General features: G+C 66.1%; 20 protein-coding genes. 11 read left to right on the top strand and 9 right to left on the bottom strand.

Going from position 1 to position 20,812, the window contains the following annotated elements; genetic code table 11:
• Positions 1–100: 100 nt before the first annotated feature.
• The 3 genes from M9H71_RS17285 (at position 101) to M9H71_RS17295 (ending at position 2,823) form a co-directional block, all read left to right on the top strand.
• Positions 101–1,741, top strand: coding sequence for an isocitrate lyase (locus M9H71_RS17285; RefSeq protein ID WP_455406189.1), 1,641 nt, complete (start codon positions 101–103; stop codon positions 1,739–1,741).
• A 24-nt stretch (positions 1,742–1,765) separates the two neighbouring features.
• Positions 1,766–1,981: a DUF4170 domain-containing protein gene (locus M9H71_RS17290; protein WP_013504258.1), complete on the top strand. Its 216-nt coding sequence runs from the start codon at positions 1,766–1,768 to the stop codon at positions 1,979–1,981.
• A 290-nt stretch (positions 1,982–2,271) separates the two neighbouring features.
• A complete protein-coding gene (locus M9H71_RS17295; RefSeq protein ID WP_455406190.1) occupies positions 2,272–2,823 on the top strand; it encodes a hypothetical protein in 552 nt (183 codons plus the stop codon).
• A 115-nt stretch (positions 2,824–2,938) separates the two neighbouring features.
• Here M9H71_RS17295 and M9H71_RS17300 read toward each other — a convergent pair whose 3' ends face one another.
• Positions 2,939–3,820 carry a metallophosphoesterase family protein gene (locus M9H71_RS17300; protein WP_455406191.1) on the bottom strand — a complete coding sequence of 294 codons (882 nt, stop codon included), beginning with the start codon at positions 3,818–3,820 and terminating at the stop codon, positions 2,939–2,941.
• Positions 3,821–3,951: 131 nt separating this feature from the next.
• Here M9H71_RS17300 and M9H71_RS17305 point away from each other — a divergent pair, with 131 nt between their 5' ends.
• From M9H71_RS17305 to M9H71_RS17315, 3 genes are all read left to right on the top strand, one after another.
• Complete coding sequence (locus tag M9H71_RS17305) at positions 3,952–4,440, top strand: NUDIX domain-containing protein (protein WP_455406192.1); 489 nt, start codon at positions 3,952–3,954, stop codon at positions 4,438–4,440.
• Positions 4,441–4,668: 228 nt separating this feature from the next.
• Complete coding sequence (locus M9H71_RS17310; RefSeq protein WP_455406193.1) at positions 4,669–6,381, top strand: mechanosensitive ion channel family protein; 1,713 nt, start codon at positions 4,669–4,671, stop codon at positions 6,379–6,381.
• 49 nt (positions 6,382–6,430) lie between these two features.
• Positions 6,431–6,943, top strand: coding sequence for a GNAT family N-acetyltransferase (locus tag M9H71_RS17315; protein ID WP_415216895.1), 513 nt, complete (start codon positions 6,431–6,433; stop codon positions 6,941–6,943).
• A gap of 26 nt (positions 6,944–6,969) precedes the next feature.
• Here M9H71_RS17315 and M9H71_RS17320 read toward each other — a convergent pair whose 3' ends face one another.
• The 6 genes from M9H71_RS17320 to M9H71_RS17345 all read right to left on the bottom strand — a co-directional run bounded on the left by M9H71_RS17320 (position 6,970) and on the right by M9H71_RS17345 (position 13,747).
• Positions 6,970–9,243, bottom strand: a complete 2,274-nt coding sequence (locus M9H71_RS17320) for a TonB-dependent receptor (RefSeq protein ID WP_455406194.1) — start codon at positions 9,241–9,243, stop codon at positions 6,970–6,972.
• Positions 9,244–9,402: 159 nt separating this feature from the next.
• Complete coding sequence (locus M9H71_RS17325) at positions 9,403–9,756, bottom strand: hypothetical protein (RefSeq protein ID WP_455406195.1); 354 nt, start codon at positions 9,754–9,756, stop codon at positions 9,403–9,405.
• 162 nt (positions 9,757–9,918) lie between these two features.
• Positions 9,919–12,270, bottom strand: coding sequence for a TonB-dependent receptor domain-containing protein (locus M9H71_RS17330; protein ID WP_455406196.1), 2,352 nt, complete (start codon positions 12,268–12,270; stop codon positions 9,919–9,921).
• Positions 12,271–12,386: 116 nt separating this feature from the next.
• The gene (locus M9H71_RS17335) at positions 12,387–12,779 is read right to left on the bottom strand and encodes a DUF2946 family protein (RefSeq protein ID WP_455406197.1); all 393 of its coding nucleotides are present in this window, start codon (positions 12,777–12,779) and stop codon (positions 12,387–12,389) included.
• A 123-nt stretch (positions 12,780–12,902) separates the two neighbouring features.
• A complete protein-coding gene (locus M9H71_RS17340) occupies positions 12,903–13,442 on the bottom strand; it encodes a DUF3617 domain-containing protein (protein WP_455406198.1) in 540 nt (179 codons plus the stop codon).
• A gap of 14 nt (positions 13,443–13,456) precedes the next feature.
• Positions 13,457–13,747 carry a hypothetical protein gene (locus M9H71_RS17345; protein ID WP_455406199.1) on the bottom strand — a complete coding sequence of 97 codons (291 nt, stop codon included), beginning with the start codon at positions 13,745–13,747 and terminating at the stop codon, positions 13,457–13,459.
• Between the two features lie 167 nt (positions 13,748–13,914).
• Here M9H71_RS17345 and M9H71_RS17350 point away from each other — a divergent pair, with 167 nt between their 5' ends.
• From M9H71_RS17350 to M9H71_RS17365, 4 genes are all read left to right on the top strand, one after another.
• Positions 13,915–14,376, top strand: a complete 462-nt coding sequence (locus M9H71_RS17350) for a hypothetical protein (protein WP_455406200.1) — start codon at positions 13,915–13,917, stop codon at positions 14,374–14,376.
• Positions 14,377–14,480: 104 nt separating this feature from the next.
• Positions 14,481–15,173 carry a ribonuclease T2 family protein gene (locus M9H71_RS17355; protein WP_455406201.1) on the top strand — a complete coding sequence of 231 codons (693 nt, stop codon included), beginning with the start codon at positions 14,481–14,483 and terminating at the stop codon, positions 15,171–15,173.
• A gap of 124 nt (positions 15,174–15,297) precedes the next feature.
• Positions 15,298–16,266, top strand: a complete 969-nt coding sequence (locus M9H71_RS17360) for a bifunctional riboflavin kinase/FAD synthetase (protein WP_455406202.1) — start codon at positions 15,298–15,300, stop codon at positions 16,264–16,266.
• Positions 16,263–16,820, top strand: coding sequence for a sugar O-acetyltransferase (locus M9H71_RS17365; RefSeq protein WP_455406203.1), 558 nt, complete (start codon positions 16,263–16,265; stop codon positions 16,818–16,820). The genes M9H71_RS17360 and M9H71_RS17365 overlap by 4 nt, the downstream gene beginning before the upstream one ends.
• A 7-nt stretch (positions 16,821–16,827) precedes the next feature.
• Here the strand turns inward: M9H71_RS17365 and M9H71_RS17370 are convergent, their stop codons facing one another.
• The gene (locus tag M9H71_RS17370; RefSeq protein ID WP_455406241.1) at positions 16,828–17,274 is read right to left on the bottom strand and encodes an RES family NAD+ phosphorylase; all 447 of its coding nucleotides are present in this window, start codon (positions 17,272–17,274) and stop codon (positions 16,828–16,830) included.
• 10 nt (positions 17,275–17,284) lie between these two features.
• A complete protein-coding gene (locus tag M9H71_RS17375; RefSeq protein WP_455406204.1) occupies positions 17,285–17,611 on the bottom strand; it encodes an antitoxin Xre/MbcA/ParS toxin-binding domain-containing protein in 327 nt (108 codons plus the stop codon).
• A gap of 157 nt (positions 17,612–17,768) precedes the next feature.
• On the opposite strand from M9H71_RS17375, the gene ileS reads away from it, so the two are divergent.
• Positions 17,769–20,783, top strand: coding sequence for an isoleucine--tRNA ligase (gene ileS, locus M9H71_RS17380; protein ID WP_455406205.1), 3,015 nt, complete (start codon positions 17,769–17,771; stop codon positions 20,781–20,783).
• Positions 20,784–20,812 lie beyond the last annotated feature (29 nt).

Consider the following 20,812-nt stretch of genomic DNA (forward strand, 5'->3'; position numbering starts at 1 on the left):
GTACGTCTTCTGCAATCTCGCGTTTATCTCCCGGCACGTTTCGCAGCGCGATGTCACGAATGTTGCGTTGAGAATTGTTCGTACCGAAGGGATCATCGACATGAACTTCCAGCCCCGTGGGATCAGCGACTTGGCCATCCAAGGACCCGCCACTTACAAGAGCGAAATCGAAGCGGCCGAAGCCTTGCTCAAGGACAAGACCACCTGGACCGGCGTCACCGCCGAGGCCGTGGCCCGCATGCGGCTGCAGAATCGTTTCAAGACCGGCCTGGACATCGCGCGTTACACCGCGGCGGTGATGCGCGCCGACATGGCGGCCTATGATGCCGACCCGACCAAGTTCACCCAGTCGCTCGGCTGCTGGCACGGTTTCGTCGCCCAGCAGAAGCTGATCTCGATCAAGAAGCACGGCGGCGGCAAGACCGATCGGCGCTACATCTACCTGTCGGGCTGGATGGTCGCGGCGCTGCGCTCCGAGTTCGGCCCGCTGCCGGACCAGTCGATGCACGAGAAGACCTCGGTGCCGGCGCTGATCGAAGAGATCTACACCTTCCTGCGCCAGGCGGATTCCCGCGAGCTCAACGACATCTTCCGTCAGCTCGATGCCGCCCGCAAGGACGGCGACAAGGCCAAGGAAGCGGCGCTGATCGAGAAGATCGACAACTTCCAGACCCACGTCGTGCCGATCATCGCCGACATCGACGCCGGTTTCGGTAACGCCGAAGCGACCTATCTGCTCGCCAAGAAGATGATCGAGGCTGGCGCCTGCGCGCTGCAGATCGAGAATCAGGTCTCGGACGAGAAGCAGTGCGGCCACCAGGACGGCAAGGTCACCGTTCCGCACGACGTCTTCATCGCCAAGGTCCGTGCGATCCGTCACGCCTTCCTCGAGATGGGCGTGGAAGACGGCATCATCGTCACCCGCACCGACTCGCTCGGCGCCGGCCTGACCCAGCAGATCGCCGTCAGCCACCAGCCGGGCGACATCGGCGACCAGTACAACAGCTTCCTGGATTGCGAGGAAGTCGATGCCAGCAAGGTCGGCAACGGCGACGTGATCATCAGCCGCAACGGCAAGCTGCTGCGGCCGAAGCGCCTGCCCAGCAACCTGTACCAGTTCCGTCCGGGCACCGGCGCGGACCGCTGCGTGCTCGACTGCATCACCTCGCTGCAGAACGGCGCCGACCTGCTGTGGATCGAGACCGAAAAGCCGCACATCGAGCAGATCGCCTCGATGGTCGACCGCATCCGTGAGGTCGTGCCGAACGCCAAGCTCGCCTACAACAACTCGCCGTCGTTCAACTGGACGCTCAACTTCCGCTGGCAGGTTTACGATGCCTGGAAGGACGAGGGGAAGGACGTCAGCAAGTACAACCGTGCCGAGCTGATGAAGGCGGAATACGACGAAACCCCGCTGGCGATCGAAGCCGATGCGCGGATCCGCACCTTCCAGGCGGATGCGGCCAAGCGCGCCGGCATCTTCCATCATCTGATCACGTTGCCGACCTACCATACGGCGGCGCTGTCGACCGACAATCTCGCGAGGGAGTATTTCGGCGACCAGGGCATGCTGGGTTATGTTAAGAACGTGCAGCGCCAGGAGATCCGTCAGGGCATCGCCTGCGTGAAGCACCAGAACATGGCCGGTTCGGACATCGGCGACGACCACAAGGAATACTTCGCTGGCGAGGCCGCTCTGAAGGCCGGCGGAGCCCACAACACGATGAACCAGTTCAGCTAACGGAACAGCAGTAGGAGAAGGACCATGACAGCGGGCAGCAACTTCTGGGTGATTGGTGGCGAGTTCGGCTCGATGAACTTCCACAAGCTCGTCGAAGGGTCGGCCCAGGTGAAGGGTCCCTTCAAGACGCGCAAGGAGGCCGAAGAGGCCTGGAAGGTCCTTTCCGAGGAGAATCGCCATCGCGCAGGCGTTCGGTTCTCGATCGTGGAAGAGCCGAACCGGGCCGTCACTCCGGCGTGATCCGTTCCAGAGCCGCAGCGGCGCACGCGCCGCTCGGCGAGCTGACGATCGACTTCTGACGAAATAGAAGACGTCCAAGGACTTTGGCGGTCTTGTCGGGGCAACCCGGCAGGGCCGCCATCGTCGTTTTGGCGGCCCGATTCGGGGGAGGTAAAAGGCGACTCTCGCGGGCGGCTCGCTGCGCCGCGGTGGACGGGCAACTGATTGATCGGCAACCGGCTTTCGCGACGATAGGGTTACTGGTAAGTTAACGGCCGGCGGGGTCAGGCAGCACAAGGCTGAAGTCGGGAATGGCGGACGCTCAGATCTCCGGAAGCACGGCAGCGCGATCGATGCGGCTGAAGGATGCGTTGCGGCAGGCCCGGATCGAGGCCGCCGACCGTACCGGCGTAGTGGTCGACCTGCGCGATGCCGAGCTCGCGCGGCTCGAAATCCTCAATGAAGCGCTCGATCCGCTGTTTTCCGAGATCCCGCCCGGCGTCGACTTGTTCGACCGCGGCATCAGCCAGGGCGACACGCCTCGGCTGTGGATCGACGTCGTTGCGCATGTGGTGATGGGTCGCGACAAGCGGATCTACCGCTTCGTCCAGGACACCGCCTATGGCCGAATCGTGCAGGCCGAATCCCACGACCCGGCGAAGATCGTCGATGCCGTGACCGGCTATGTCGCCCGCCGGCTGGTCGAGCGCGAGCGGGCGCTGTCATTGCCGCCGGCCCAGGTCACTCCGCTGCCACCGGCGCCGCCGCGACGCAGCAGGCTGTTGACCTTCGTGCTCGGCTTTGTCGCCGGCGCGTTGGCGCTGTTTGCGCTCGCGCTGTTCGCAGCGTTGCGGATATCCTGACCCTGCGCGGCGTCATTGGCACCGCATCTCCCGGTCATGACGAACTCCCGCCTCCCCCCGCTCATTGCGAGGAGCGAAGCGACGAAGCAATGACGTGGAGAGCGGGGTGACGTGGCTACAGCCACTCGGGCGATCGCAACTCGACGATCTCTTCGCTGTCGTGGAAACCGCGGACCCGGTGTTCGCAGCGCCAGCCGTTGTTGCCTTCGCTGATCGCGAACAGGTTGTAGGCCGCGGATGGGCGGTGGCTGTCGTTCATCGCCGAGGCTGACGGCACGCCGACCACCGGGATCGCGCCGGACGGCGTCTCGATCCGGATCGTGGCGTGGACGTGGTCGTGGCCGTGCAGCACCAGATCGACCGGGTGGCGCTGCAGCAGGGCGATCAGCTCGGCCGAATCGGTCAGCCGCTTGTGCCGTGCGCGCGACAGCAGCGGGTGATGAATCAGCAGCACCTTGAACGCGCGCTCGCCGGACAAGCTCTGCAGCAATGTTTCCAGCGCCGCGCGCTGCGTGGCGCCGAGCCGCCCGGTCGCCCGGAGCGGCGCGGTCGGCACCGCGCTCGACACCCCGATGATGGCGATTCCCTCGCGCCGGCGCAGATAGGGAAAGCCGGGCAGGCCGTCGTCCCCGCTGATGTAGTCCGGAAAGGTCTCGGCGAAGCGGTGCGCGGTGGAGCGGACGTAGGCGTCGTGATTGCCAGGCACCAGGCTGACCCGGTCGGCCGATCCGACGCTCTCCAGCCATTGCCGCGCCGGGGCGAATTCGTTCGCCAGTGCGATATTCATCAGGTCACCGGTGACGGCGATGTGGTCGGGCTGCCGCGCCTGCAGGTCGGCCACCAGCGCGTCGAGCGTGTCGCGGCGATGGATCAGATGGCGGTTGCGCCGCCAGTTCAGGTAGCCGAACGCGCGTTTGGAGGCGAGATGCCGCAGGCCGGTCTTCGGCGGCAGCGGCAAATGCGGGTCGGAGAGATGCGCCAGGGTGAACACGGTCATCGCACGATCCGGTCGCGAGGGGCATGCCGGCCGGTCGCGAACTCCCGGCTGTGAAAACGCCTGTGGTTTTGGCAAGTTGGCCGGACCGGCGCAACCCTCGGGCTGCGCCTTTGCGCGAGGGGCGTCCGGCGGTGACTGCTGTTCAGAAGCTGCGGCTGAAGTTCGAGCCGGTCCTGACCCGGATGTTTCATCTGTATTGGCGATTCGCCCGCGGCATGACGCTGGGCGCGCGCGGCGTGGTGCTGGACGCTCAGAACCGGGTGTTCCTGATCCAGCATTCCTATGTGGTCGGCTGGCATCTGCCGGGCGGTGGGGTCGAAGTCGGCGAGAGCTTCGTCGATGCGCTGGCCCGCGAGCTGATGGAGGAGGGGCGGATCGCGCTGACGGGGGCCCCGGTGCTGCACGGCGTCTTCTTCAACAGCCATGCGTCGCCCCGCGATCACGTCGCGGTCTATGTGGTTCGAAAATACCAGCAGGACAGGCCGCCGGAGCCGAACCGCGAGATCATCGCCTCCGGCTTTTTTGCCGCCGACGCACTGCCGGCCGAGACCTCGCCCGGCACCCGGCAGCGGATCGCCGAAGTGCTGGAGGGGCGGCCTCCGAGTGCCACCTGGCGGTAAATTTCGCCAAAGCGGTTGGCGCCTTCCCGAACTTGACCACTCTGTTCCCGCGTGATGCTGGTGGCGCAACCGCAGCACAACGTGCGCGAGACCATAGAGATGGCCCATTTCGTCGCTATCGGCGGGGCCGAAGCACTTTTGCGCCGGGATCATGAGCGCCGCCGGAGACGGCGGAGCCCAGGGACGATTCGTTCCGATTCCGCGCCTGTCCGTTCAAGAGGAGCGATTTTGACGTCATCTGTCCGCGCGCTGTTTCGAAGCCTGATCGTCGTCGCGACGATGCTGGTCGCGAGTTCCGCCTTTGCTCAGATCCCCGGCACCAATGGCAACGGTGCGGCTCCCGCGCAGCCGGCGCCGCCGACCGATCCGCTCGGCCGCGAGACGCCGGCCGGCATGGTCGCAGGCTTCATCGGGGCGGCGGCCGAGCAGAACTATGACAAGGCCGCGCAATATCTCGATCTGACGCAGGAGAAGAACGCCTGGGGGCCGAGCGTCGCGCAGCAACTGCAGCGCATCCTTGATCGCGGCGGTGTGGTGTTTTCCCGGCTGCGGCTGAGCGACGATCCGGCCGGCGACCAGGACGATGGCCTGGCGCTCGACCAGGAGAAGTTCGGCCTGGTCCGGACCGATCACGGCAGCGTCGATCTGCTCGCGCATCGGGTGACAAACAAGGACGGGGTCAAGATCTGGCTGGTGTCGCCGCGCACCGTCGCCGACCTGCCGGACCTGTCGCGCACCGTGGTGTCGAGCTGGGTCGACAAGCTGCTGCCCTACGCGCTGCGTGACGAATATCGCTTCGCCGGCGTCCCGATCGGACACTGGGTTGCGGTGGTCGTGCTGGCGTTCCTGTCCTACGCCGTGGTCTGGTTGATCACCGGGGCGCTGTGGTGGGTGCTGTTCCGCTTCCGGGACAGCAGGGATTCCCGCATTCGCCGTGTGCTCGAAGCTTCCGCGATGCCGATCCGGCTGTTCCTGGCCGCCTGGATGCTTCGCGTCGCGATGGTGCTGGCCGGTGTCGCGATCGTGGCGCGGCAGCACATGAACAGCGTCACCGAGGTGCTCGGCTGGATGGCGCTGTCGTGGATCGTCTGGCGGATCGTCGACGCGCTCGCGGCGTTCGCGATCGACCGCATGACCCTGCGCGGCCGGCTGTCGATGCTGTCGGCGGTGAACTTCATCCGTCGCGCCGTCAAATTCGCGCTGATCGCTTTCGCGTTGATCGCCGGCCTCAACTCGCTGGGCTACAACGTCACCGCGGGCCTCGCCGCTCTCGGTATCGGCGGTATCGCGATCGCTCTCGGTGCGCAGAAGACCATCGAGCATCTGGTCGGCAGCCTGACGCTGGTCACCGACCAGCCGATGCGGGTCGGGGATTTCTGCAAATTCGGCGAGACGATGGGCACCATCGAAGACATCGGGATGCGCTCGACTCGGATTCGCACCCTCGACCGTACCGTCGTCACGGTGCCGAACGGCCAACTCGCCGCGGTGCAGATCGAAAACTACAGCCGCCGCGACAAGTTCTGGTTTCACCCGGTTCTCGACCTGCGCTACGAGACCACGCCGGCTCAGATCCGCGCGCTGACGGCTTCGATCCGGCAATTGCTGCTCGATCATCCCAAGGTCGACAACGATCCGGCGCGGGTTCGGTTTATCGCGCTCGGCGCGATCTCGCTCAGGGTCGAGATCTTCTCCTACGTCCACGCCGTAAACATGGACGAATTCCTGGAAGTGCAGGAGGAGCTGTTCCTGCGCATCATGGAACTGGTCGATGAGGCCGGCAGCGGCTTCGCCTTCCCGTCGCAGACGGTCTATGTCGCCCGCGACAAGGGGGTGGTGGTGCCGAAGTCGGCGGATGCGGTCGAGGTCGCGCAGGCGCCCGAGAGCGACAACGGGTCCTCGTACAGTGCGGCCGCGGCCGCAGCGGCCGATCGGGTCTAACCCGGCGGCGATGGACCTGGTGCGGACGCGATGCTATTGCGCGTCCGCCATGACTGATCTCGATCTCACCATCCTGCCCGAGTCTCCGAACCACGCGCACGCCATCGAGCGGTTGCACGAGCGTACCTTCGGGCCCGGTCGCTTCGTGCTCAGCGCCTATCGGCTGCGCGAGCACGTCGACCACCTCGCCGAATTGTCGTTCACCGCCTGGATCGGCACCTTGCTGGTCGGCTCCGTCCGGCAGTTGCCGATCATGATCGGCGAGACGCCGGCTTTGCTGCTCGGCCCGCTGACGGTGGAGCCGCCGTTCCGCTCGCGCGGCGTCGGACGGCTGCTGCTCGACCGTGCGATTTCGGATGCCCGTGCCCAAGGCCACAAGCTGATCATGCTGGTGGGCGACGAGCCGTATTATGGCCGGGTCGGCTTCAAGAAGATTCCGAAGGGCCGGGTCACGATGCCCGGTCCGGTCGATGCCGCCCGCCTGTTGGTGCTCGAACTGGCCGACGGTGCCTTCGAAGGCGTCGGCGGTGCGATCCGTCCGGATTGGAGCAAGGCGCGCTGACGCGCCTTGCTGTTTCGGCTGCAGCTTCAGAACTTCTGCGCGACACCGACATAGAAGCCGCGGCGCGGCCCGTATTGCGGCGCGAACACGCCGATCCCCGAACCGTCGCGGATTTCGTACACGCTGTCGAACAGGTTGACGACGTCGAACCGCACCGTGGTCGGCTTGGTCGCACTCGCCAGATAGAAGTCGTGCGACAGGCCGAGATTGACCTGGGTGTAGGCCGGCAGCGCTCCGATATTGGCAAAGCCCGAGCGCAGGCCGCTGCCGTAGATCATCGATGCGCTGAAATTGGTGTCGTGCCAGCGATACGATGCGCCGGCTGACGCCGTCACCAACTGAGCGTGGTCGGTGTAGATGTAGTGGTTCGCGATGTAGGCGAGCTCGTCCGGATCGAACAGATACTGGTTCGACACCACGGTCGTGGCGATCTGCCGCGCCAGCGCGAGATTGCCGTAGATGCGGAAATTGCCGTTGGTGTAGGACCCCTTGAATTCGACGCCGGCATTCTCCGCGCGGTCGTAGTTGAACGCCGACAGCACATAGGCGGCACCGAACTGGCCGTCGTCGAGCAGGTCGCGGGCGGTTTTGTAGTAGGTATCGATCCCGACTTCGAGGCCGGGGAGCAGTCGCTGCGTGACGCCGACGTCGAACACGTTCGACCGCTCCGGCAGTACCGGGCTGTTGGCGTTGACGGCGGGCTGCAGCGTCGTATTCCCGACCAGCGCCAGATTGGTCGGCGCCGCCAGCACCTGCGCGGGCGGCGTGAAGTTGCGCGAGTAGCCGGCGTGGAAGGTGGTGCCCTCGAACGGCTTCCAGGTGAGGCTGATGCGCGGACTGAGCTGGTTGGCGCTGGTGTATTCGGCCATCTGGTCGAACCGCAGGCCGGAATTCAGCGTCACGGTGTTGGTGACCCGCCATTCGTCCTGCAGATAGGTGCTGAACAGCCAGCCGAGCTTGCTGCTGGAATCGACGATACCGAACGGGGCGTCGACCGGGTTGCCGCCGGCGTCGAGCGGCAGCACGACCGATGAGTTCGTCACCCGGCTCTGTTCGGCCGTCACCTGGAAGCCGCCGCGCAGCGTGTGGGCGTCGCTGAGGCGGTAGGAGCCGTCGGCCTGGATGCCGCTGGCGACGCTGCGTCGATAGACGTCGGAGGCGACGCCGTTGAACACCAGATCGCCGACCGTGTCGGGGGTGAAGTGCAATGCGCTGTAGCGCGAGAACGCCGAGAGCTGCAGGTCGAGCCCGTTGACCGATTTCTGCAGGGCCAGAACACCGAAGCCGTTTCGCTCGCGCTGATTTTCGTTGAGCAGCGCCGAGTCGAAATTCGACACGCCGAATGCGGTGAAGCCGGGTGTCTGGCCCGGATTGTTGGGGATCTGGTAGTTGTTGGCCGAGGCGCCGCCGATGAAGGTCAGCCGCGTCGTGTCGTCGATCACGGTGGACAGATAAGCGAAGCCTTTGCCCTGCTGGGAGTCGTCGTGGATCGCGCTCGGCGAAGACGTCGGGTTCTCGAGACCGAGCCCCGTCCCGAAGTAGCGGCCGGAGACGAAATACTGCGTGTTGCCAGCCGTGCCACCATATTCGATGCTCGGCGTGATGGTCTGGCGGCTGCCGCCATAGACGCTGACGGTGCCGCTGTTGTTGAACGCGTCGGTGCGCGTGGTGATATCGACGACGCCGGCGGTGCGCAGTCCGTATTGTGCCGGCAGCGCGCCGGTCAGCAGCGTCAAGCGTCCGACCAGCGACGTATCCAGCATCTGGCCGAAGCCGCTGACGCCGTCCGGCAAAGCGATGCCGTTGATCCGGTACTGCACATTGGCGTGCTCGTTGCGGACGTGCAGATCGCCGCTGGCGGCTGAATCTTGCGACACGCCAGGCGCTTGTAGCAGCACCTTGTCCAGCGTGGCGTTAGCGCCCTGCGGCAGCGCCAAGATCGCCTCGTGGTTGACGTCGAAGGCACTGGCGCCGTTCGGCTTGAAGATCGCCTGCCGCGCGGCATCGAAGCCGGCATGTTTGGCCGCGACGGCCTGGGCTGCCATCTGCGCGGCGGTCTGGGCGTTCTGTTTCGGTGGTCGCGTCGCTGCGCCCCGGCGTGCACGCGCTGCGGTCCGGGTCTTCGGGCGCCGCGCCGGATGAGGCGCGCGCTGCGGCTGGATGACGTCGATTTCGGGAAGCGGCGTCGTGCCCCGCGCGGCCGGCGCGGTGCTCTGCGCGAGGCCGGGCGAACTGAGTGCGAGCAACAGCAGCGACGCTGCGCTCGAAGCCAACAGGCTTCGCTTGATGTGGGACAGCATGGGACTCTCCTCGAAGCCATGCGCGCGCTCATCCGGCGACGCTGATCGTCGCCCGTGGATGTCGGGAACGCTGGCTTGCCGCCGGTGGCCGGCGGGCTTGGCTGATATCGGTCGAGCTCGTTCCGCGAAGGGCGAGCTCTGGTTTCGGGGATAGCGATCTCAGCCGGCGGGAGGCGCGCGGGGATTGAAGGCGGTGCGGATGCTGGCCGAGCGGATCAGGGCCAGATCCGGCACGCTGTGCGCGAACGCGACGGCCTGGCGCTGCGGCAACGACGGCGGCGAGGCGCCGAGCATTGCGTCGGCCATCGCCATGACGGCGCAGATCGTGCAGGCGTCGGGATCGTCGGAGTGAGGATCGGTGTCCGGCGTCGCCGGATCGGGCGCGGTGAGCGCGAGCACCGCCGACTGGGTGACGATCCGGTGGAAGTGCCCGAATGCCAAGACGAAGTGCAGCGCCAGCGCGATCAGCGCCAGCCGCGTTCCGAGACGAATATGCGTCCGCACCCAGTTCATGGTTCATCCGAGCCCGGCGGCGTGTTTTCGCTCGCGTGCCGGCTTTTCTCTTCGTCATTCCGGGGCGCGAGCGAAGCTCGCGAACCCGGAATCTCTCTTTGCCAGAACTTCTGGATTCCGGGTTCGCTCACTACGTGAGCGGCCCGGAATGACGTCGCTAGATCAGAACTTCACGTTCGCAAACGCCCGGACGCCGATGCCGGGCATCAGCACGTTGTCCTTGCTGTAAGAGGTCGCGATACGGATGTCCTCGTTGAGCAGGTTGTTGCCGATCAGGCCGACCAGCATTTCGCGCGCGCCCCAGACATTGGGGTCGAGCTTGGTGCGATAGCTGACTTCGGCTTTCAGAAGGTTGTAGCCCGGCGTCGTGGTCTCGGCGATCGGGGCGACGTCGTTCTGCGCGAAGGCGTGCAGCAGGTTGACCTTCATCAGCCAATTGGCGTCGCGCCAGTACAGGCCGCCGCCGACGCGCATCGGCGGAATCCGCGGCACGTTGGTGCCGTCCGCGAAGGTCGCCCGCACGATGTCGAACTGGTTCTCGATACCGAAGGTGCCGCCATAGATCTGAGCGACGTCGAGCTGGCTCTGGAATTCGCCGCCCTTGAAGGTGGCGTCACGCTGCGAGTAGATCGCCTGGTTCAATTCCAGTCCGGCGCCGGCGCCGCACTCCACCTCCTCGCAGGTATTGCCGGTCAGGCGGCGATAGATGAAGCCGCTGAACTGGGTGTAGTAGGCGGTGATCTCGAACCGGAACGGACCTTCGGCGCGGCGCAGCCCGACCTCGACCGATTTGGCGGTCTCGATCTTCAGGTTCGGATTGCCGATGTCGAAGGTCGCGGTGGCGTCGTGGCCGCCGCGCGAGAACAGCTCGGCCGGCTTCGGGGCGCGCTCGGTGTACTGCCCGGTGATGCTGGCGGACAGGCCCCACGGCAGTGCCTGAATCAGGCCGAGGCTCAGGCTCTTCGGGGTGAACGACAGATTACGCTGCGTTGCCGGACCGATCGCGTTCGGGTCGGCATTGAGGTCGAAGATCTCGGGCACGAACGCCGGCGTGGAGCCGGACAGTTCGACGTGCTCGATGCGGCCGGCGACCTGCGCCTTGGTGGTGTTGGTGAACTGCAGCTCGTTGAACACGTAGCCGGCCACTTTGGTGTTCTTGTTCGGATCGAACAGGCCGTTCAGCGGGCTGCCCGGATCGTCGGGGCTCGGTGCGGTCAGTTCCTGATGTCCGGCCTGCACGCCGACCGCGGTGGTGACCGCCGCGAAGCCGGCATTGAACGGCGCCAGTTGCACCTCGAGCCGACCTTCCTGCTCGCGATTGGTGAAGGTCTGGCGGACGCCATCGGTGGTCGGATCGCCGGCCGTCGCCTGACCGACCTCGTTGTGCTTGTAGTCGGTGGCGCCGACCCAGAACCGGATCGCGTCGATCGCCGCCGCATCCGGGCGATATTCGCCCTTGGCGCTGAACTTGGTCTGCTTGGCGTCGATCCGGGTGCCGACCTGCGACCCCTCGACACCGGGAATGCGATAGATCGAGTTGTTCTGGGTGATCGACGCGCCGATGAAGCCGCCGTCGAACAGATACGAACCGCCGACCGAAGCGCCCGCCGCAGTCGCGGCCGAGTTGGGCTGGCGGCCGTTGAACGGCATGCCCGGTGCCGCATAGGGATAGCTCGGCACGTTGTAGTCGCCGGCGTTGCGGCCATAGACGTCGGCATGGACCGCGACGTTGTTGCCGCCGGCATCGAGCAGCACCGCGCCTTCGACGCCGCGATCGACCGAGCTCACGGCGCTGCGCACTTCGCCGTTCATGCAGCCGGCGCCGCCGATCAGGGTCGGCGCCTTGGCCGGCAGGCCGTAGCTCTGGAACGGCTGCGCGCAGGGCGGCAGTGCGTCGGGAATCCGGTTGTTGGTGGCGCTGACCACGCCGCCGATCGCGGTCGAGCCGTAGCGCAGCGTCGCCGGGCCGCGGATCACTTCGATCTGATTGGTGGACAGCGGATCGACCGGCACGAAGTGGTCTTCGCCGAGGTCGGAGGCGCCGTTGCTGCCGATGCCGTTCTCGACGATGCTGACGCGGTTGACATCGAGGCCGCGGATGATCGGCCGGCTGGCGCCGCCGGGCGCGTATTGAGACGCGCTGATGCCGGGCTTGTTGCCGAGCAGGTCGCCGAGCGTGCCGCCGCCGCTGCGGCGGATCTCCTCGTTCGGCACCACCGTGACGGTGGCGAACTGGTCGGTGACGATCGGCAGGGTGCCGGGCAGCGGTGCCGGGGCGACTTGCGCCACCGGGGGCGTCTCCACCGGGGCAGCGCCGCGCTGACGGGTCGTGGTGGCGACGCGAGGCGCCGGGCGCGGCTTGGCCTCGGTGTGATGGCGGCGCTGAATCGGGCTCGGCGCGGTGACGGTGACTTCGGGCAAAGCGGTTTGCGCGCGTGCGCTTGGGGCGCCGGCGCTGCACGCGGCGAGCGTTGCGGTGCCGAGCAGCAGCCCGGTCTTGAGGCGAGATGACATGGTTCTGTCCTGACTGCCGGCTCGCAGCGGAGCCGGGATCTGCGGCGATGCAGATCGATCACGTTGGTCCACGCGCCGCAGATCGGCTCGGCGCGATGTTCACAGGAGATCGGCGGTCAGGACAAAGGGGGCGCGCGCGGCTGAAACGCGCCGGGCGGCGGCGACGGCTCGGCATCGTCGAGCACGGCGAGGCGGAAGTGGAAGGTATGGGCCTGTTGCGGCGGCAGCGCCGGGGGCGTTGCGGCCAGCGCGGTGCTCGCCATCGATACCACCGCGCAGATCGCGCAGAGGTCGGCGGCGCCGGGATGATGATCGGAATCCGGCTCGGCCGGGCCGTTGGCGACGGCGATCTCGGTTGCGGCGAGCTCGGTGAGCGCCGCTGCCGTCCGCTCCAGGCTGTGGACATGGCCGAACGACAGGGCGAATTGCAGAGCCAGCGCGATCAGCGCCAGCCGTGCTCCCCATCGGATGTTCGCCCGCACCCAGTCCATGCCGCCCCAGCCTCTCACGGTGCCGGCGTCGTCCCCTGCCGTGCAACGTTACAATGTAACATTGCGGCAACGGCCTCCGCTGTCAACGGAGGTACCGACGAAGGTCGTCGGGTGTGACTTTTGCGCCAGCGTTGGCGGCCGTCACTTCGACTTCGGCAACAGCGCCTTCAGCTTGTCCATGTCGTCGACGTTCATCTTGATGCCGCCGGGCATCACGATGTCGCCCGGCTTCTGGCCGTCCTTGCAGGGGCCAAGCCATTTCGCTTGCAGCGTCGTGGCGGTCTCCTTGGGAACGCCGGGCAGCGGGTTCTCGTTGTGCGAGGTCACCTTGACGGTGTAGGCCGAATTGAAGTCGCCGGTGATCTCGGCGTGCGAGGTCGTCGTCATCCCGGCGATCTTGCACACCGTATCGTTGACGTAGCCGGTCGCGGTCTTCTGGATCGCCGGCTTCGAGCAGGCATCGGTCGCCATCGGCTGCACCGCGGCGGTCATCTTCTTGTCGGTGGTCTCGTCGGTGCAGTGCTGCATCGCGACGCTTTGCCCGGCGGAGCCCGAGCCCTGCATCTTCAGTTCCCACAGTCCCGGCTTGCGGGTCGGCAGGTCGATCGCCTGCGCCGCCGTCGCCGGCACGGCGAGCAGCAGCGGAAGCAGCCAGATACGAGCGAGACGGCTACGGCTCATCGCAGCGGCTCCGCTCAGTATTTGGTACGCAGCGGGCGCTGGTCGGCGCCATACGGCACCCAGCGGCAGGCGAACGAGACGTAACCGCCGTAATTGGCCTGAACGCCGAGCAGTTTCACCACCTTGCCGTAGCGGGCGCAGTGGTCGATCGCCATCGCGCGGATGTCGGCGTGGCCGATCAGATTGGTGGAGATGATGCCGCCGGTATCATTGCCCGTGAACGGCGGGACGTAGTCGGCGCGTGCCGCCGTGCTCGCCAGCACCGCACCCAGAATGGCCCAGCCCGCGGCCCCCATCAATCGCATCGCAATCTCCTCATGTCGTTGCATTCGAGTCTAGAACGCCCCTGCGAGAATGAAAAGAACGCGCGGCTGTTCCGCATCGGGTTGTGCGGAAGGTGTGGCCGCGCCGCACTTGACCTCGGCATGGCTTCGCGGCACCGTCCGCCGCATCGAATTCCGGTGGATGACCCATGCGATTCATTTCGACGTTGAAGACGCCCATCGCCGCGGTCGCGGTTCTGCTCGGCCTGTTTGCGCTGGCGCCAGTCGCGCAGGCGGCCAACCCGCTCGAGATGAACTTCTGGCTGTCCGGCCCGCGTTACGACGGAAATCTGCCGCCGTGCGAAGCGGCGCTGCCGTCGATCACCCACCAGTTCGCCGAGAAGGAAGGCACCTTCTGGAATTCGGAGCTGCGGATCACCGCCTACGGCAAGATTCGCGACATCGCGTTCCGGCCCTGGCAGAGCGACAACATTCCGCGCCGCTATTGCGCCGGCGAGGTTGTGCTGAACGATCACACCACGCGGCCGGTGTATTTCTCGATCGTCGAGGATGGCGGTCTGGCCGGCTTCACCGATGGCGTCGAATTCTGCGTTGTCGGGCTCGATCGCGACTGGGCTTTCAATCCGGCCTGTAAGGCTGCAAAGCCCTGAGCCGGGTGACGCTGCCACGCCGCGGCGTCATCGACCTTAGAGGTTCTTGAAACGTTCCTGAGCCCTGGTAGGCTTTTCGCATTCCAGCAGCAGGGCCTTGTCACATGCTTGGATTTGTTCGTCGACGACGGTCGCTGATCGCCGCCTGCGCGGCAATCGCGGCTCTGTTTGCCGCCACTGCGAAGGCGCAGGACCATCGCCAGAACGCGCCCGGCGAGTTCGACTTCTACGTGCTGGCGCTGTCGTGGTCGCCGTCTTATTGCGCGCAGGCCTCCGAGCGAGGCCTTACCGGCCGCTCCCAGCAGTTGCAGTGTGGCGGCCGGCCGTTCGCCTTCGTGGTGCACGGGCTGTGGCCGCAATACGAGCGCGGCTTTCCGGAATATTGCGAGCGCCCGGCGCCGCGGCTCGATCGCCGCATCGTCGATTCGATGCTCGATCTGATGCCGGCGCCAGGGCTGATCTACAACGAGTGGGACAAGCACGGCACCTGCGCGGGGCTGTCGCAGCGCGGCTATTTCGAGCAGATCCGCAAGGCTCGCGCCGCGGTGCGGATTCCGCCGGAGTTCATCGACGCCAAGGAGCCGCGCACCGTCACCCCCGACGAGGTCGAGGACGCCTTCATCAAGGTCAATCCGGGGCTGTCGAATGCGGCGATTGCGGTGATGTGCGATCGCAAGCGGGTCAGCGAAGTGCGGATCTGCATGAGCAAGGATCTGCAGTTCCGGGCCTGCCAGGAGATCGACCGCCGCGCCTGCCGCCGTGACCGGCTCGAAGTGCCGCCGCTGCGCGGTGGCTGAGGGGCGGCTCCCTGCTTCGGGGCCTTTTTCGGAACGTCGGCCTTGGTCGCGCAACGGCTTGACACCGTGCGCGCCTCCGCGTCACGGTCCGGGTCCCTCCTGAAAGCGATGAACTGAATCCGAAATGACAGGCTTTGCCGTAATCCGCGACGACACGCCGACGGCCGCGATCCCGAAAGGCGCGGTGGTGGCGATGGGCAATTTCGACGGCGTCCACCGCGGCCATCGCGCCGTGATCGGCGCCTGCCTCGACATGGCGCGGATCAAGAAGGCGCCGGCCCTGGCAGTGACGTTCGAGCCGCATCCACGCAAGTTCTTCAGCCCCGACGTCCCGCAATTCCGCCTCACCGACGAGACCGCCAAGCTGCGGCTGCTCGCCGGCACCGGGCTCGACGGCGCGGTGATCCTGAGCTTCGACGCGCGCCGTGCCGCGACCACGGCGCACGACTTCATCCAGCACGAGCTGATCGGCCGGCTCGGGGTGCAGGGCATCGCGATCGGGTATGATTTCCACTTCGGCAAGGGCCGCGGCGGCTCGCCGTCGATGCTGGTGGCCGAGGCGCCGTCGCTCGGCATCGAGGTCGACGTACAGCCGCATGTCGATTTCGGCGACCATCCGGTGTCGTCGAGCGCGATCCGCAAAAGCCTGGAGGAAGGCCACATCGCCGCCGCCACCGAAATGCTCGGCGGGCCGTGGTTCGTCACCGGACAGGTGATCCATGGCGACAAGCGTGGCCGCGACCTCGGCTATCCGACCGCCAATATCCGGCTCGATCCAGAGTGCAGCCTGAAGCACGGCATCTATGCGGTGCGGGTCGGTCGCGGCGGAAAACACTACGACGCGGTGGCGAATTTCGGCCGCCGCCCGACCTTCGACAACGGTGCGCCGCTGCTCGAAGTGTTCGTGTTCGATTTCAATGAACCGCTGTACGGCGAGACGCTCGACATCGCCTTCATTGCCTTCATCCGCGACGAGGAGAAGTTCGAGAGCATCGAGGCGCTGATCCGGCAGATGGACGACGACTCGTCCCGCGCCCGGGCCGCGCTCGCCGCCGACCACGGCGCCTTCCCGAAGCTCGGAACGCTGCGATGAGCCGGACCGAGAAGGAGAAGATGCTGGCGGGCGAACTGTATCGCCCCGGCAGCCCGGAGCTCGCCGCCGACGAGGCCGCCAACAAGGCCTGGATCGTCCGCTACAACGCGTCCGGCGCGCAGCCTGCTGCGGAGCGCCATGCGCTGCTGTCGGAGCATTTCGGCCACGTCGGCAAAAGCGCGGTGGTGCGGCCGCCGTTCTTCTGCGACTGCGGCTACAACATCTTCCTCGGCGACAATGTCTTCCTGAATTTCAACTGTGTGATCCTGGACATCATGCCGGTCCGGATCGGCGACCGCACCCAGATCGGTCCGGCCGTGCAGATCTATGCTGCCGATCACCCGCGCGACGCCGCCACCCGCCGCGAGGGCCTGGAATTCGGCCGCCCGGTGACGATCGGGGCCGACGTCTGGATCGGCGGCGGTGCCATCATCCTGCCCGGCATCAGCATCGGCGACGGCGCCGTGATCGGTGCCGGCAGCGTGGTCACCCGCGACGTCGAACCCCACGTCATCGTCGGCGGCAATCCGGCCAGGCCGCTGGGGAAGGGCTGAAACAGCTCTATTCGCCGATCAGTCGCAGATCGAACGGGGCACGGATAATCTCCGCGATCGTGATGTCTGCCGCGTCGGGGTGAGCCGGATTGAGCAGGTAGTTGACGGCCTGCGGCACGATGACTGAGGGCACCCGGAGCAACGGGCGCGACCCGTGATCGAGCCAATTGTCGCCGACCCGGCGACTCACTTCGAGCTGATCGGCCCAATCCAAAGGCAGCTCGTCAGACGTGATGACATCCGTTTCGACCGAGCTCGGGATCGCGATGCGGAGCAGTTGGTAGGTCTGCGGTAGAAACTCGCGATCCATGTGGACGAGCATTTCCAGCACCGCGCTCGACGGATGATCGGCCAGATAGACGATCCGCCGCCCGCGGCTGTGCCATCGGCCGCTGGCTCTGAGGCCGCCTGTTCCGGTCAGGTCTGCATAATTCGAGATCCGCCAGAGCTCCACGGCAGGGGACTCAGGCGAAGATTCCGTGGTCGATCTGCTCCAGCTCTTCGCGAACGACCGCAGCGCCGAGTTCGTCACGCAGCAGGTCCACGGGACGCTGTCCGTTCAAACTGCGGTTCGGACGGTTGAGCCAGCCCTCTGCCTTGGCAGGATCGGCAAAGACCCGGTCCGCCAGGGCACGGATTTCGAGTGTGCGGATCAGGCTGATGGTGGAGTCGGCCGGTCCCCGAAGTGCCTGTCGGGCATCGTCCAGCAATTGGTCGAGCGGCGGGCTGTCCCCCTCGCGGCGAAGCCTCTTCAATTCTTCAAAGACTTCCGCAGGCGGCCTGACCGACATGGAATTCCTCCATCGATCAATAGATTAGTCTTTTGGAGGGCGGCTGCAACCGGCACCTTGCGGGCATGCCGCAAACGGCGCATCTCGGGGCAAATTCGACCGCCGGGACAGTTCAATCGGGTTTCCGAAGCCCTCCAAAACCGCTATTCACGCCGCCATGACCGACACGCCCGCAAAAGACGCCGCCCAGGGCGGCAACGACTATTCCAAAACCCTCTTCCTGCCGCAGACGGAATTTCCGATGCGTGCCGGGCTGCCGCAGCGCGAGCCGGAGATGCTCAAGCGCTGGGAGGAGATGAACCTCTACGGCAAGCTGCGCGAGAGCGCGAAGGGGCGCGCCAAGTTCGTGCTGCACGACGGCCCGCCCTACGCCAACGGTCACATCCATATCGGGCACGCGCTCAACAAGATCCTCAAGGACGTCGTGACCAAGAGCCAGCAGATGCTCGGGTTCGACTCCAACTACGTGCCGGGCTGGGACTGTCACGGCCTGCCGATCGAGTGGAAGATCGAGGAAGAGAATTACCGCTCCAAGGGCAAGCCGAAGCCGAACTTCAAGGACTCGGCCGCGATGGTGGCGTTCCGCAAGGAATGCCGCGCCTATGCGCAGAAATGGCTCGACGTTCAGCGCGAGGAGTTCAAGCGGCTGGGCGTGATCGGCGACTGGGAGCATCCCTACGCCACCATGAACTACTTCGCCGAGGCGCAGATCGCCCGCGAACTGATGAAGTTCGCCGCCAACGGCACGCTGTATCGGGGCAGCAAGCCGGTGATGTGGAGCGTGGTCGAAAAGACCGCGCTGGCCGAAGCCGAGGTCGAGTACGAGGACTACACCTCGGATACGGTGTGGGTGAAGTTTCCGGTGAAGACCGGCGATGCGTCGACCAAGGACGCCGGCGTCGTGATCTGGACCACGACGCCGTGGACCCTTCCGGGCAACCGCGCGATCAGCTTCTCGTCGAAGATCGGCTACGGTCTCTACAAGATCACCGATGCGCCGGCTGATAACTGGGCCAAGACCGGCGACCTGCTGATCCTGGCGGATGGGCTCGCCGAGAGCGTATTCAAGCAGGCGCGCGTCGTCGCGTATGAGAAGGTTTCGGACGTCAGTGCCGACGTGCTGAAGGCGAGTGAGTGCGCCCATCCGCTGCGCGGCCTCGCCGGCGGCTACGAGTTCACCGTGCCTCTGCTCGACGGCGACCATGTCACCGACGACACCGGCACCGGCTTCGTCCACACCGCGCCGGGCCACGGCCGCGAGGACTTCGATATCTGGATGCACAATGCGCGCGCGCTCGAAGCGCGCGGCATTTCGTCGGTTATTCCCTACACCGTCGACGAGAACGGCGCGCTCACCGAGCAGGCGCCGGGCTTTGTCGGCAAGCGGGTGATCAACGACAAGGGCGAGAAGGGCGATGCCAACGAGGCGGTGATCGGCGCGCTGGTCGAGCGCGGCATGCTGCTGGCGCGCGGCAAGCTGAAGCACCAGTATCCGCATTCGTGGCGCTCGAAGAAGCCGGTGATCTTCCGCAACACGCCGCAATGGTTCATCGCGATGGACAAGGACATCGTCGATGACGGCGTGGCCAAGCCCGGCGACACGCTGCGGGCCCGCGCCCTGCAGGCGATCTCGGTCACCCAATGGGTGCCGCCGGCCGGCCAGAACCGCATCAACGGCATGATCTCCGGCCGTCCCGACTGGGTGATCTCGCGGCAGCGCGCCTGGGGCGTGCCGATCGCGGTATTCATCAAGGACAAGGGCGACGGCTCGGTCGACATCCTGCAGGACGAGATCGTCAACCAGCGCATCGCCGAAGCCTTCATGCAGGAAGGCGCCGACGCCTGGTACGCCGACGGCGCTGCCGAGCGTTTCCTCGGCGCGCGCGCCGCGGAGGGCTGGCAGAAGGTCGACGACATTCTCGACGTCTGGTTCGACTCCGGTTCGACCCACGCCTTCGTGCTGGAAGACGCGCAGAACTTCCCCGGCCTCGCCGGCATCCGCCGCAAGGTCGACGGCGGCGCCGACACGGTGATGTATCTCGAAGGCTCGGACCAGCATCGCGGCTGGTTCCATTCGTCGCTGCTGGAGAGCTGCGGCACCCGCGGCCGCGCGCCCTACGACGTCGTGCTGACCCACGGCTTCACGCTCGACGAGCAGGGCCGCAAGATGTCGAAGTCGCTCGGCAACACCACCGATCCGGCCAAGGTGATCGCGTCGTCCGGCGCCGACATCCTGCGGCTGTGGGTGTGCGCCACCGACTATGCCGACGATCAGCGCATCGGCCCCGAGATCCTCAAGAACGTGGTCGAGACCTACCGCAAGCTGCGCAACTCGATCCGCTGGATGCTCGGCACGCTGCATCACTATCACCGCGACGAGGCGGTGGCGTTTGCCGACATGCCGGAGCTGGAGCGGTTGATGCTGCATCAGCTCGCCGAGCAGAGCGCCGTCGTGCGCGCCGCGTATGCCGAGTTCGACTACAAGACCGTGGTGTCGTCGCTGGCGGCGTTCATGAACACCGAGCTGTCGGCGTTCTATTTCGACATCCGCAAGGACACGCTGTATTGCGACCCGCCGTCGTCGCTGGCCCGCAAGGCGGCGCTGACCACGATCGACATCATCTGCGATGCGATCCTGAAATGGCTGGCGCCGGTGCTGTCGTTCACCGCGGATGAAGCCTGGACCATGTACCGGCCCGACGCCGAGCCGAGCGTGCACCTGACGCTGTTCCCGCTCGATCTCGGCGAGTATCGCGACGACGCGCTGGCCAAGAAGTGGACGCTGATCCGCGCGGTGCGCCGCGTCGTCACCGGCGCGCTGGAAGTCGAGCGCGCGGCGAAGCGGATCGGCTCGTCGCTCGAAGCCTCGCCGATGATCTATCTGCCGGAAGCGTTCATGGGCGACATCTTCGACGTCGACTGGGCCGAGATCTGCATCACCTCGAATGCGATGGTCGAAATCCTGCGCGGCAACGACATGCCGCCCGCGGATGCGTTCCGTCTGCCGGAGCTGGCGGATGTCGCAGTCGTGGTCGAACGCGCCCAGGGCACCAAATGCGCCCGCTCCTGGAAGATCCTGTCCAGCGTCGGCAGCGATGCCGACTACCCCGACGTCTCCCCCCGCGACGCCCAGGCGCTGCGCGAATGGAAGGCGCTGGGGGCTCCGGTCTAAAGCTCTCGTCGTCCCCGCGCAGGCGGGGA

The organism is Rhodopseudomonas parapalustris, assembly GCF_053772255.1.